Origin of the sequence: Streptacidiphilus albus JL83, assembly GCF_000744705.1 — a bacterium.
Classification (GTDB): Bacteria; Actinomycetota; Actinomycetes; order Streptomycetales; family Streptomycetaceae; genus Streptacidiphilus; species Streptacidiphilus albus.
In genome coordinates, this window is record NZ_JQML01000001.1 from 3,599,074 (window position 1) to 3,612,554 (window position 13,481).

At 69.3% G+C, this 13,481-nt stretch carries 11 protein-coding genes; 9 read left to right on the plus strand and 2 right to left on the minus strand.

What is annotated here, in order from left to right:
* The first annotated feature begins 233 nt into the window (after positions 1–233).
* From BS75_RS15495 to BS75_RS15535, 9 genes are all read left to right on the plus strand, one after another.
* Positions 234–428, plus strand: a complete 195-nt coding sequence (locus BS75_RS15495; protein WP_034088651.1) for a hypothetical protein — start codon at positions 234–236, stop codon at positions 426–428.
* Between the two features lie 37 nt (positions 429–465).
* Positions 466–1,437: an N-acetyl-1-D-myo-inositol-2-amino-2-deoxy-alpha-D-glucopyranoside deacetylase gene (mshB, locus tag BS75_RS15500; RefSeq protein WP_042438418.1), complete on the plus strand. Its 972-nt coding sequence runs from the start codon at positions 466–468 to the stop codon at positions 1,435–1,437.
* Positions 1,434–1,886: a DUF6113 family protein gene (locus BS75_RS15505; protein ID WP_034088652.1), complete on the plus strand. Its 453-nt coding sequence runs from the start codon at positions 1,434–1,436 to the stop codon at positions 1,884–1,886. The genes mshB and BS75_RS15505 overlap by 4 nt, the downstream gene beginning before the upstream one ends.
* A gap of 668 nt (positions 1,887–2,554) precedes the next feature.
* Positions 2,555–4,384, plus strand: a complete 1,830-nt coding sequence (locus BS75_RS15510; RefSeq protein WP_034088653.1) for a hypothetical protein — start codon at positions 2,555–2,557, stop codon at positions 4,382–4,384.
* A 536-nt stretch (positions 4,385–4,920) separates the two neighbouring features.
* The gene (locus tag BS75_RS15515) at positions 4,921–5,952 is read left to right on the plus strand and encodes an ABC transporter permease (protein WP_034088654.1); all 1,032 of its coding nucleotides are present in this window, start codon (positions 4,921–4,923) and stop codon (positions 5,950–5,952) included.
* 76 nt (positions 5,953–6,028) lie between these two features.
* Positions 6,029–7,810, plus strand: a complete 1,782-nt coding sequence (locus BS75_RS15520; protein ID WP_052069437.1) for an ABC transporter substrate-binding protein — start codon at positions 6,029–6,031, stop codon at positions 7,808–7,810.
* A gap of 136 nt (positions 7,811–7,946) precedes the next feature.
* Positions 7,947–8,930, plus strand: a complete 984-nt coding sequence (locus BS75_RS15525) for an ABC transporter permease (protein WP_034088655.1) — start codon at positions 7,947–7,949, stop codon at positions 8,928–8,930.
* A gap of 52 nt (positions 8,931–8,982) precedes the next feature.
* A complete protein-coding gene (locus BS75_RS15530; RefSeq protein WP_034088656.1) occupies positions 8,983–10,050 on the plus strand; it encodes an ABC transporter ATP-binding protein in 1,068 nt (355 codons plus the stop codon).
* A gap of 21 nt (positions 10,051–10,071) precedes the next feature.
* On the plus strand, positions 10,072–11,202 hold the full coding sequence (locus BS75_RS15535) for an ABC transporter ATP-binding protein (RefSeq protein ID WP_034088657.1): 1,131 nt from the start codon (positions 10,072–10,074) through the stop codon (positions 11,200–11,202).
* 175 nt (positions 11,203–11,377) lie between these two features.
* Here the strand turns inward: BS75_RS15535 and BS75_RS15540 are convergent, their stop codons facing one another.
* Together BS75_RS15540 and BS75_RS15545 are read right to left on the minus strand one after the other, a co-directional pair.
* Positions 11,378–12,430, minus strand: a complete 1,053-nt coding sequence (locus BS75_RS15540; RefSeq protein WP_034088658.1) for an ABC transporter ATP-binding protein — start codon at positions 12,428–12,430, stop codon at positions 11,378–11,380.
* Positions 12,423–13,469, minus strand: a complete 1,047-nt coding sequence (locus BS75_RS15545) for an ABC transporter ATP-binding protein (RefSeq protein ID WP_034088659.1) — start codon at positions 13,467–13,469, stop codon at positions 12,423–12,425. Before BS75_RS15545 ends, BS75_RS15540 begins: the two co-directional genes overlap by 8 nt.
* Between the last annotated feature and the right edge of the window lie 12 nt (positions 13,470–13,481).

The window sequence follows — 13,481 nt, forward strand, 5'->3', positions numbered from 1 at the left end:
AACGGTCATCGATCGCCCGTTCGGACGCTCGAAAACCTCCTTCCCCGCGCGCCGCACGCGCCCTGACCGTGCATCGGTGCACCGGCATATGCATGATGACCGAAAGTGACAGACAGGTCACTCGATGGGTATCAACCAACTGCTGTGCTCCGGGTACGTCCCGGTACCCGATACCCGCCCCCGCCCCTACGGTCGGCCGTCCCAGCCGTACCGCTGCTGAGAGGTGAGTCGCGATGATTCTGCCGATTTCCGCTTCCGTCCTGATGCTCATCGTGGTCGTCCTGCTGATCCGCCGCTCCGGCCTGAAGTTCTGGCACGCGTTCGCCTGTGCGCTGCTCGGCTTCTACATGGCGTCGACCTCCATCGCCCCCTCCATCCACACCCTGACGACCAACGTCGCCGGGATGCTGTCCGGCATCAAGCTCTGAGCGGTCGGCCGTCGGACCCGGCACGTACGCTGAACCCATGAATGTCCTGCCGCCCGATGCCCCCTCGGCCGACCGCCGTCTGCTCCTCGTCCACGCCCACCCGGACGACGAGTCGATCGGCAACGGCGCCACCATGGCCCGATACGCGGAGCAGGGTGACCACGTCACCCTCGTCACCTGCACCCTCGGCGAGGAGGGCGAGGTCATCGGCGCGGAGCTGGCGCATCTGGCGGCGGACCGGGACGACACCCTCGGCGAGCACCGGATCGGCGAACTCGCCGCGGCCATGGGCGAGCTGGGGGTGAGCGACCATCGCTTCCTGGGCGGCCCGGGGCGCTACCGCGACTCCGGGATGATGGGCGTGGAGAGCAACAAGCGTCCGGACTGCTTCTGGCAGGCCGACCTGGACGAGGCGGCCGGCCACCTGGTCGCGGTGGTCCGCGAGGTCCGCCCGCAGGTCCTGGTCACCTACGACCCCGACGGCGGCTACGGCCACCCCGACCACATCCAGGCGCACCGGGTCGCGATGCGGGCCCGCGAGCTGGCCGCCGACCCGGCCTTCCGCCCGGAGCTCGGCCCGGCCCACGCCATCGCCAAGGTCTACTGGAACTGCATGCCCCGCTCGGTGCTCGACGCCGGCTTCGCCGCCCTCCGCGCCGCCGGCCGGGAGGCCCCCTTCCCCGGTGTCGCCGGGGCCGACGACGTCCCCGGGGTGGTGCCGGACGAGCAGGTCACCGCCGCCGTCGACGGTGGCGCCCAGGCCGGGCGGAAGGCCGCGGCGATGCGCGCCCACGCCACCCAGATCGCGGTGGACGGCTCCTTCTTCGCCCTCTCCAACGACCTCGGCCAGCCGCTGCCGACCGTCGAGTACTACCGGCTGGTGCACGGCCGCCCCGGCCCGCTCGGGGCCGACGGCCGGGAGGCCGACCTCTTCGCCGGCCTCGACCTCGCCACCGGCCTCCCCACCGACAGCGCCGCCGCACCGGCCGTACAGGAGGCCTCCCGATGACGCGCCCCCACGACAGCCTCGGCCGCGCCACCGTCCCCGGCCCCCGGTCGGCCTCGCCCCGGCCGCCGGAGCCGGAGTACCCGGTCGGCAAGCCGGTCCGGGTGACCGCCTATGTGCTGCTGCTGGTCCTGGGCGCGGTGGTCGGCCTGGCCGGGACCTTCGTGCTGTCGCTCTGGTTCCCCGCCGGGCTGGTGCTGTCGCTCGCCGCGATCGCCGCGCTCTGCTGCGGCGGCCGGCTGCTGACCGGCTCCAGGACCGGCTCCGCGATGGCCGCACTTGGCTGGTTCGCGATGCTGATGGTGGCCCAGGCTCCGCGCCCGGAGGGCGACTTCCTGCTCGCCGCCAATGCCGGCACCTATGCGTTCCTGCTGGGCGGGATGCTGATCGGCGTGATCTGCACCACACTCCGAACGCTGCCGCGGGTCTTCACCGACTCCTCGTCCCGCTGATCCGGGTCGGTCGGCGGGGGCCCACCGGTTTTCCCGGGCGCTCCCGCCGCGGCAGAGATTCGCAGGTGGGCGGGGGCCCGGTCGGCCCAGGTCGGCCGCTGCCGGGGGAACTCTGTTACCGGTATGCAATCCGGGGCCGATGCGCTCCCAGTAAGGTAGTGCCGCAGCGCGGGGGCGCACGATCCGCCTAGGACGCACGATCCACGACCGCACCCTGCCCCACGGGCGGTGGAGCGAACCGGAGCAGAGCCAGTGAGCCGAGAATCTGACAATTCGTCGCCGACGCCGCCCCGCCCCAGTGGTGGCGCATATCCGTCGGGGACACCGCCGTACGGCATGCCCAGTGACACCTCCTTCTCCCGGGCCGGGCAGCCCGGTGCGGCGCCCCAGCCGCCGGAGCCCGTCGCCGAGGAGCCGCGTACCACCGAGACCACGCTGACGACCCGGATCCGGATCAACATCCCCGGCTCCCGGCCGATCCCGCCCGTCGTCGTACGCAGCCCGATCGCGGGCGGCGAGTCCGCCGAGGAGCAGCCGGAGGCCCGCGAGGCCGCGGCCCCCGAGCCGCCGGCCCGGCGTCGGCACCGGGGCGACACCTTCGGCTCGCCCGTGCTCGGGGTGATGGAGGGGAGCAACAGCACCGCGACCCCGCCCGACCTGCCCCCGGAGTGGCAGACCGGAGCGCCGGCGGCGGCCGCCCCGGCGCCGGCCCCGCCCCCGAGGCCGAGGGCGCGCCGGAGAGCGGCAGCACCTGGTTCGCGCCGCGCAAGAAGTCGCGTCCGGGCAGCGCCCCGGCGGCCGCGCCCGCCGCGCAGGCTCCCGCCCCGGCCCCGGCCCCCGCCCCGGCGCCGACCTATCCGGAACCGCAGCAGCAGCCGTCCTACCAGCCGGAGCAGACCTACGAGACCCCGCTGCCGCCGCAGGCGTACGAGCAGCAGCAGCCGTCCTTCGAGCAGCCGCAGCAGCCGTTCGAGCAGCCCTACGAGCAGCCCTACGAGCAGCAGCAGCAGCCGTTCGAGCCGGGGCAGCCGCCCTCGGACCACACCATGCAGCTGTTCCTGCCGCCCGCGCCCGAGGCCCAGCAGCCCTTCGAGCAGCCCTTCGACGAGCGGTTCGAGGCCCAGTTCGCCCCGCAGCCGTACGATCCGTCGGCGAACTTCCCGCAGCAGCAGGGCGGCGCACCCGCGGCCGGTCGCCGGCCCGCACCCGCCGCCGGCTTCAACGGCGGCCTCACCGCCGCCGCCTCGGCGACGGCGCAGCAGCCGGCGCAGAGCCCGGCGCCGGAGAACGCGTTCGAGGCGACCGCACCGATCCCGGTACTCCCCAAGCCGAAGGGCGGCCAGCAGCAGGGCGGGAAGCAGCAGACCCCCAAGCAGCGCGGGCCGAAGCAGCAGGCGGCAGCCCAGCAGCGCGGGCCGCAGGAGCGCGCCGCGGCCGCCCCCTCCGTGCCCGACGGCTACGCGGGCGGCACCGGCGGCGCGGGCGCCCCGCCGCGCAAGGAGAGCGACCAGGAGGCCGCCGCCCCGGCCGCCGGCGCCTCGGCGAAGCCCGCCAAGAAGCGCGGACGCGGGCGGAAGCTCGTGGTCACCGGTATAGGTGCGCTGGTGCTGGCCGCCGCCGTGGCCTACGGCGCCGGGCTGATGCTCAACCAGGCCGACGTCCCCCGGGGCACCACCGTCCTCGGCTACGGCATCGGCGGGGACACCCGCGACACCGCCGTGGACACCCTGAACAACACCGTGGGCAAGATCGCCACCGCCCCGATGACCCTGTCGGTCGGCGGAAGGTCGGTGTCGCTCAACCCGACCGCGGCCGGCCTGACCATCGACACCACCGCCACGGTGGCGAGCGTCGCCAAGAAGAGCTACAACCCGGTCACCGTGGTCGAGTCCCTGCTCGGCGGCGTCCACGCGGTGGACCCGGTGGTGGTGATCGACCCGGACAAGCTGCGCTACGCGCTGCAGCAGCTCTCGACCGGTTCCGGTACGTCGCACGAGGGCAGCGTCCACTTCGACGCGGACGGCAAGGTGGTCACCGTGCTGCCGCAGGCCGGCCAGGCCCTGGACGTGGACCAGGCGGTCAACCTGGTCCGACAGGCCTACCAGGCCAGGGCCCAGGGGGCGCCCAGCACCACCGTGGTACTGCCGATGACCACCACGGCGCCCAAGGTGTCGGCGGCGGCGGTGCAGTCGGCCGCGTCGACCATCGGCGCCTGGGCCGTGAAGCAGCGCTTCTACGTGACGGTCAAGGGCAGCAGTCCGGTGCCCTTCGGACAGCACACCTTCAGCGAGGCGCTGTCGCTCCAGCCGGGCCCGAACGGCACCCTGGTCCCGGTATTCGACCTGGCCAAACTGGAGAACGCCTATGGTCCGGCATTCGCCGGCGAGACCGTCCTCCACAATGGCACGGCCGGTCCGGTGACCGTCCAGGACGTGGCCTCGGCCCTGGTCCAGCTCATCAGCAAGCCGGGCGGGCCGACGACCATCACCATCCAGTAGTACTTCGCTTTATTGGCCGGGACCTGACAAAGGTCCCGGCCTTTTCGTTGCCCGGTCCGATATAAAACGGACATAAGTGCCATCCGCGCACATACTCCACCGGGGAAAATCGGCCGGATTGAAGGCCAATCTTCCTGGGCAACTACCTCGGGATTCACAATCCGGTGTCAATTCGATACGAGGCGCGTTGCGCAAGGGCGAGGCCCGCCCGGCGGAGCATAACCGCTGGAACCGGACATTAGTACCCTTAGGCACCACCCAGAGGGGTGGCAGCAACGTCGTCCGCATATCGGTGCAGCAAAATACTTGTTACGGATACATGAACGAGATTTGTCCGTTTTTGGCGCATAAGTACCGTATCAAGAAGTGGCTGTCAATACCCTGACAGACACAACCTGATGGACCTTGCAGAACGAAGCCGCAACTCAATCTCAGAAGCAGAGAAGCCTCTTGACGACCAGATAAAGCAGTTGCGAGAGTCCGTGCCACCCAATCTTTTTGCACCAGAACACCCAGCGGGCGGGAGCATTCGCACGATGACCATGCCAACCGAGGCTGCGCTCGACCCAACAGCCGACCCTGCGGGGGCGGAGGGCGGCCCGGCCAGCGGCAGCAAGAACGCGGAGCTCGTCGGGCGCTCCCCGGGGCAGCTCGCCTGGATCCGTATCAAGCGCGACAAGGTGGCGGTCATCTGTGCCGTCATCGTGGCCCTGTTCTTTGTGGTCGCCTATAGCGCTCCGCTGATCGCCAAGCTCTACGGGAAGAACCCCTACACCCCGTACGGCCTGGTCGACCCGAACCTGACGGACGCCAGCGGTATGCCGCTCGGCTCCTTCGGCGGTATCAGCAGCCAGTACTGGCTGGGCATCGAGCCCGGTGGGCTCGGCCGCGACGTCTTCACCCTGCTGATCTACGGCATGCGCACCACGCTGACCATCTCGGTGCTCGCCACCATCCTCAGCACCGTCCTCGGTGTCGGCCTCGGGCTGGCCCAGGGCTACCTCGGCGGCAAGGCCGACTACTGGCTCGGTCGCATCTCCGACCTGCTGATGGCCTTCCCGCAGCAGCTGTTCTTCATCGCCTTCACCCCGGTCGTGATCGCGCTGTTCTACCCCCCGGGCAACGCCGTTCCGACCTGGTTCCGCGGGACCGCGCTGATCGTGGTGCAGGTGGCGCTCGGGTGGATGGGCCTCGGGCGACTGCTCCGCGGCATGACCCTGAGCCTCCGCGAACGCGAGTTCATCGAGGCCGCGAAGATCGCCGGCGCCTCGCCCTGGCGGATCATCCGCAAGGAGCTGATGCCCAACCTGGGCACCACGATCCTGGTGCAGACCACGCTGAGCCTCTCGGGCTTCGTGACCACCGAGGCCGGCCTCTCCTTCCTCGGCGTCGGCATGGTCGACCCCACCCCTGACTGGGGTCGCCTCTTCCAGGACGCCGCTCCGTACTACCAGACGGACCTCGCCTTCCTTCTTGTCCCCGGCCTCTCGTTGATGATCTTCACGATCGCCTTCAACCTGCTCGGGGACTCGGTCCGGGACGCACTCGATCCCAAGACCGCGCGTTGAGTGTCCCAACCCCGTGAGTCGACCTCGACTCCCGGCGCCTGTGGCAAACCGGTGAACAGTGACAGGTAGGAATCCAATGAGACAGCGCAAGACCATAGCCGTGGTGGCAGTGGCCGCAGCAGGGGCACTCGCCCTCTCCGCGTGCAGCAGCAGCTCCAGCTCCTCGAAGACCAGCAAGGCCGACTCCGGCCCCACGTCGACCGTCGCCGACTTCGGCCTCGGCTCCGCGGCCGACTCGACCGGTCCCGCTCCGGCCGTCGCCGGCGCCAAGTCCGGTGGCACGGTCTACGACCTCGAGCCCAGCGGCTTCGACTACCTCGACCCCGGTCAGGTGTATGTCAGCAACGAGATGGCCGTCTCGACTCTGTACAACCGCACGCTGACCGGTTACAAGACCGACGCCAGCGGCAAGGAGATCCTGGTCGGCGACATGACCACCGACACGGGCACCGCGTCCGACGGTGGCAAGACCTGGACCTACCACCTGAAGTCGGGTCTGAAGTTCCAGGACGGCACCGCGATCACCTCTGCGGACGTCAAGTACGCGATCGAGCGCCTGTACGAGGCCTACCAGACCCAGGGGCCGACCTACCTGCCGATCTGGCTCTCCGGCCCGAACTACAAGAAGGTCTACACCGGCCCGGCCAGCGGCGAGCTGCCGCAGAGCGTCATCGGCACCCCGGACGCCAGCACGATCGTCTTCCACTTCACCGCCGTGCACGCCGACGCGCCCTACGCGATGGCCATGCCCAGCAGCGGTGCGATCGAGCGCTCCAAGGACACCGGCGCCAACTACAACAACGACTTCCAGTCGGACGGCCCGTACATGCTGGCCAGCCCCAGCGACTACGTGCCGAACAAGAGCCTGACCCTGGTTCGCAACCCCAACTGGAACCCGTCGACGGACCCGATCCGCAACGACTACCCGGACAAGTGGGTCTTCAACCTCGGCGTGCAGAACCCGCAGCTGACGACCCGTCTGGAGCAGAGCGTCGGCACCGACGCGGACGCCCTGTCGCTGTCGACCGCCGCGGACGCCTCGCAGAGCGACGTGATCCTCAACGGTGCTCAGTACAAGAGCCGTACGATCAGCCAGTACGCGCCCTACGTCGAGTACCTGAACATCAACACCTCGCGGGTCAAGAACGTCAACGTTCGCAAGGCCATCGCGCTGGCGTTCCCGGACGCCGCCATCCAGAAGCTCTACGGCGGCCCGTCGCAGCTGCAGATCGGCTCCACGCTGATCAGCCCCACCGTCGGTGGCTGGACCAACGCGGACCCGTTCAACAAGACGCAGAACCCGAACGGTGACCCGACCGCCGCCAAGGCGCTGCTCACCCAGGCCAACTCGGTCGGCTACAAGCTGGTCTACGCGTACGCCAACTCCCCGCGCAACCAGAAGATCGCCGTGGAGCTCCAGCTCGCCCTGGACGCGGCCGGCTTCAACGTGGTGACCGAGCCGCTCGACAACACCTCGTACTACACCCTGATCGGCACCGTGCCGAACTCGTACGACATCTACCGCTCCGGCTGGGGCGCGGACTGGCCGGTCGCCTCGACCGTCGTTCCGAACCTGCTCGACGGCCGTCAGATCGGCAGCGGCGACCCGGACTACTCGCAGTACCTGAGCACGTCCACCGACGCCCAGATCGACACCATCAACAACAACCCGGACGTGGCCTCCGCTGCCAAGCAGTGGAACACCCTGGCGCAGCAGGTCATCGCGAACGACGTGCCGCAGGTGCCGTTCGGCTTCGACAAGTTCCTGCAGATCTACGGCAGCGGCCTCGGCGGTATCCGCTACAACCAGGTCATCGGTGCTGTCGACGCGAACAGCGTGTTCGTGTCCAACCCCTGATGAGCTGATCGTCTAGCTCCACCCAGCCGGGTCCGCCCCCACCCCGGGGCGGACCCGGCACCCGGGCGACACACGCCCATCCGCACTCCCCACGACTTGGCCGCCTGCGGCGCCCTCTCTCGGAAGAGCCCCATCCATGCTCCGATTCCTGACCCGCCGGGCGCTCGGCGCCATCGTCATCCTGATCTGCATCAGCATCATCACGTACATCGCCTTCTTCGCGATCGTGCCCGACCCGGCGCGACTCTCCTGCGGGGCCAAGAACTGCACCCCGCAGATGCTGGAGCAGATCCGGATCAACCTCGGTTTCAACAAGTCGATCCCGGTCCAGTACTGGGACTACATGCACGGCATCTTCTTCGGCCGCAACTTCCCCGCCTTCGGCCACTGCGTCGCCCCCTGCTTCGGCTACTCCTTCGCCGACCAGGAGCCGGTCTGGACGCTGATCAAGAGCGACTACCCGACCACCCTCACGCTGGCCGTCATGGGCGCGCTGATGTTCCTGGTCATCGGTGTCGGCCTGGGCATGATCTCGGCCTGGAAGCCGGGCTCGACCTTCGACCGCATCGCCAGCTCGCTCTCGCTGATCGGTCAGTCCACCCAGATCTACTTCATCGGCCCGCTGCTGATCGTGCTCTTCGTGGTCGACCTCGGCTGGCTGAGCCGCGGCTCGGACCCCACCTGGTCCACCAACCCGATCGGTTCCATCACCGGGATGCTGCTGCCGGCCTTCACCATGTCGGTCATCTTCTGGTCGAACTACAGCCGCCAGGTCCGCTCGCTGATGCTGGAGCAGCTCTCCGAGGACCACATCCGGGCCGCCCGCGCCAAGGGCATGTCGAAGACCTACGTCTTCATGCGCTACGCCCTCCGCGGTGCCATGGGCCCGATCGTCACCATCTTCGGCATCGACCTGGGCGCGGTCTTCGGCGGCGCGATCATCACCGAGTACACCTTCAGCCTCCACGGCCTGGGTACCCTGGCTGTGTCGTCGGTGAACGCCTCCGACCTCCCCATGGAGATGGGCGTCATGCTCTTCAGCGCCGCCTCCATCGTCATCTTCAACGTGATCGTCGACGCCTCGTACGCTCTCATCGACCCCCGGATCCGGCTCGCGTGAGCACCGACCGTACTGTTGCCGTTCCGTGCACCGCACCCCAGGAGAACCGCCCGTGACCACCCTTGCCAAGCCCGAGGCCGACCCCGTGCCGAGCAACGGGGACGCCTTCCTCTCCGTCCGTGACCTGAAGGTCCAGTTCGCCACCGAGGACGGTGTCGTCAACGCCGTCAACGGTCTCTCCTTCGACCTGGAACGCGGCCAGACCCTCGGTATCGTCGGCGAGTCCGGTTCGGGCAAGTCGGTGACCAACCTGACCATCCTGGGCCTCCACAACATGCGGAAGACCACGGTCTCGGGCGACATCCTGCTCGACGGTGAGCAGCTCGTCGGCGCCTCCGACCACGAGCTGTCCAAGCTGCGCGGCAACAAGATGGCCATGGTCTTCCAGGACTCGCTGGCCGCGCTGTCGCCGTACTACACGGTCGGCCGGCAGATCGCCGAACCCTTCATGAAGCACACCGGCGCCAACAAGCGCGAGGCGCACGACCGCGCCGTGGAGATGCTGGAACGGGTCGGGATCCCGCAGGCGAAGACCCGGGCCAACGACTACCCGCACCACTTCTCCGGCGGTATGCGCCAGCGCGCCATGATCGCCATGGCGCTGGTGAACGACCCGCAACTGCTGATCGCGGACGAGCCGACGACCGCCCTGGACGTCACCGTCCAGGCGCAGATCCTCGACCTGCTCAAGGACCTCCAGCAGCAGACCGGCACCGCCATCATCTTCATCACCCACGACCTCGGCGTGATCGCCAACGTCGCGGACGAGGTGCTGGTGATGTACGCCGGGCGCTGCGTGGAGAAGGGGACGATGCGGCAGATACTGAAGGAGTCGCAGCACCCCTACGGCTGGGGCCTGCTGAGCTCCATCCCGCACCTGAGCGCCGACGTCGACGTGCCGCTGATGCCCATCCCCGGCTCCCCGCCGTCGCTGCTCAACCCCCCGTCCGGTTGCGCCTTCCACCCGCGCTGCGCGTTCCGCGACCAGGTGCCGGACGACCGCTGCGTCACCGACCGACCGGTGCTCGACCTGGCCAACGGTCACTTCTCTGCCTGCCACCTCACCCCCGCGCAGAAGCAGTCCATCTTCACCGAGCAGATCCAGCCGCGGCTCGGCTGATCAGGAGTCAAGGTAACAACGATGAGTGAGCAGCAGACCGTGGCAGAAGACGCCACCACCCCCGCCGCGAAGGTCCCGGCCCCGCGCACCGGAGAACCCCTGCTTGAGGTCAAGGGGCTCACCAAGCACTTCCCGGTGACCGCCGGCTTCCTGTTCAAGCGCACCGTCGGTGCCGTGCAGGCCGTCGACGGGGTGGACTTCGACATCCACGCCGGTGAGGCCCTCGGCATGGTGGGCGAGTCGGGTTGCGGCAAGTCCACGACCGGACGCCTGGTGACCCGCCTGCTGGAGCCCACCGGCGGCCGGATCAGCTACAACGGCGTCGACATCACCCATGCCAACCGCAAGCAGCTGGCGCCGATCCGGTCCGAGATCCAGATGATCTTCCAGGACCCGTACGCCTCGCTGAACCCGCGGCACACGGTGGGCACGATCGTGGCCGGCCCGATGGAGATCAACAACGTCAACCCGCCCGGTGGCCGCGAGGCCCGGGTGAAGGAACTGCTGGAGATCGTCGGGCTCAACCCGGAGCACTACAACCGCTTCCCGCACGAGTTCTCGGGCGGCCAGCGGCAGCGCATCGGTGTCGCCCGCGCCCTGGGCCTCAGCCCCAAGCTGATCGTCGCGGACGAGCCGGTCTCGGCGCTGGACGTGTCGATCCAGGCGCAGGTCGTGAACCTGCTCCAGCAGCTCCAGCGCGACATGGGGATCTCCTTCCTCTTCATCGCCCACGACCTGTCGATCGTGCGTCACTTCTCGCAGCGGGTCGCGGTGATGTACCTGGGCAAGGTCGTGGAGATCGCGGACCGCGACTCGCTCTACGGCAGCCCGCGCCACCCGTACACCCACGCCCTGCTGTCGGCGGCCCCCGAGGCCGACCCGGACCAGGTGGGCCGGGAGCGGATCCGGCTGGAGGGCGACGTCCCCTCGCCGATCGCCCCGCCGAGCGGCTGCCGCTTCCGCACCCGTTGCTGGAAGGCCCAGGAGAAGTGCGCGACCGAGGAGCCGCCGCTGATCCAGCTCTCCGGCAACAAGGCCGGCCACCTCACGGCCTGCCACTTCCCGGAGGACGGCGCGACCGTGCACGAGACGCCCAAGGAGATCATCCTCGACCCGGCGCTCGCCGCCATCGAGGGCGACGACAAGAAGTAGTCCCGCACGACGGAGGCCCCGACCGCAGCAGCCGGTCGGGGCCTCCGTCGTTCCCGGCCACCGGGCCTCCGGACCTCCGGCACCGGCCCTCCGGCACCGGGCCGTACGGCGTCCGGGAACGGCGCAGGGCCCGCACCCCCGGTGAAAGGTGCGGGCCCTGCGTAGCGGGACTGCGTCAGCTCGCGCCGACGATGTCCACGTCCTCGGCGAAGTGACAGGCCGAAGGGTGCGCGGCCGGGGTGTCCTGGCCGCGGAAGACCTCGGGGATCGCCAGCAGCGGCTCCTCGACCGCGCACTTCTCCTGGGCCTTCCAGCAGCGGGTGCGGAAGCGGCAGCCCGACGGCGGGTTGGCCGGCGAGGGGATGTCGCCGGAGAGGATGATCCGCTGGCGCCCCTCGCGCCCCGACGGGTCGGGGACCGGCACGGCCGAGAGCAGCGCCTGGGTGTAGGGGTGCGTGGGGTGCTCGTAGATCTGCTCGTCGGTGCCGATCTCGACCATCTTGCCGAGGTACATCACGCCGACGCGGTCGGAGATGTGCCGGACGATGGAGAGGTCGTGCGCGATGAACATGTACGACAGGTTGAACTCGCTCTGCAGCCCGGCCAGCAGGTTGATCACCTGGGCCTGGACCGAGACGTCCAGGGCCGACACCGGCTCGTCGCAGATGATGATCTCGGGCTTGAGCGCCAGGCCGCGGGCGATGCCGATGCGCTGGCGCTGTCCGCCGGAGAACTGGTGCGGGTAGCGGTTGATGTACTCGGGGTTGAGCCCGACCACGTCCAGCAGGTCCTGCACGGCCTTGCGGCGGTCGCCCCTGGGCGCCACCTCGGGGTGGATCTGGTACGGCTCGCCGATGATGTCGCCCACGGTCATCCGGGGGTTCAGCGAGGTGTACGGGTCCTGGAAGACCATCTGGATGTTGCGGCGGATCTCCTTGAGCGCCCTGCCGGACACCTTGGAGATGTCCTCGCCCTTGAACAGCACCTGCCCCGCGGTGGCCCGCTCCAGGTTCATCAGCACCTTGGCCAGCGTCGACTTGCCGCATCCTGACTCGCCGACGATGCCCAGGGTCTCACCCTGGTGCAGGTCGAAGCTGATGCCGTCGACGGCCTTGACCGCGCCGACCGTCTTCTTGAAGACGATGCCCTGCGTGAGCGGGAAGTGCATCTCCAGGTCGCGGACCTGGAGCAGCGGCTCGCCCTTCCGGATCGTGGCTGCCTCAGCCATGGAGGGTCTCCTTCCAGAAGTGGCAGGCGCTGCCGCGGCCCTCGAGCTCGGCGCCGTCCTCCTCGGTGACCGCGAACAGCGGCGGCACCTCGGTGCGGCAGATCTCCTGGGCCATCGGGCAGCGCGGGTTGAAGGCGCAGCCCGCGGGGATACGCAGCAGGTTCGGCGGCAGGCCCTTGATCGCGTAGAGCTCCTGGCCCTTCTGGTCCAGCCGCGGGATCGACTGCAGCAGCCCCTTGGTGTAGGGGTGCGAGGGGCGCGAGTAGAGCTCGTGCACCGGGGCGGTCTCGACGATCCGGCCCGCGTACATGACCGCGATCTTGTCCGCGACGTCGGCGACCACGCCGAGGTCGTGGGTGATCAGGATCAGGCCCATGTTGTACTCGCGCTGGAGGTCCGCCAGCAGCTCCATCACCTGGGCCTGGACGGTGACGTCCAGGGCGGTGGTGGGCTCGTCCGCGATGATCAGGTCGGGCTCCAGGGCCAGCGCCATCGCGATCATGACGCGCTGGCGCATACCGCCGGAGAACTGGTGCGGGTACTGGTTGACCCGCTCCTTGGCCCCGGGGATGCCGACCTTCTCCATCAGCTCGACGGCCTTGAGCTTGGCGTCCTTCCGGCTGGTGCCCTTGTGCGTCCGGTACATCTCGCCGAGCTGGTAGCCGACGGTCAGCACCGGGTTGAGCGAGGACAGCGCGTCCTGGAAGACCATCGCCATCTGCGCGCCGCGGATCTTGCGGCGCTCCTCGTTGCCGAGCTTGAGCAGGTCGCGGCCCTTGAAGATGATCTCGCCACCGGTGACGAACCCGGGCGGGCTGTCCAGGATGCCCATGACGGCCTGCGAGGAGACCGACTTGCCGGAGCCGGACTCGCCCAGGATGGCGAGGGTCTCGCCGGCCCGGACGCTGTAGTCGACGCCGTTGACGGCCTTGGCCACGCCGTCGCGGGTGCGGAACTCGACCTGCAGGTCACGGACCTGCAGCAGGGGTGCCTCGTCCGTGTCCGCGGTGCGGTTGCGAGCTGATACTGCGGTACTCACGTTCTACCTCTC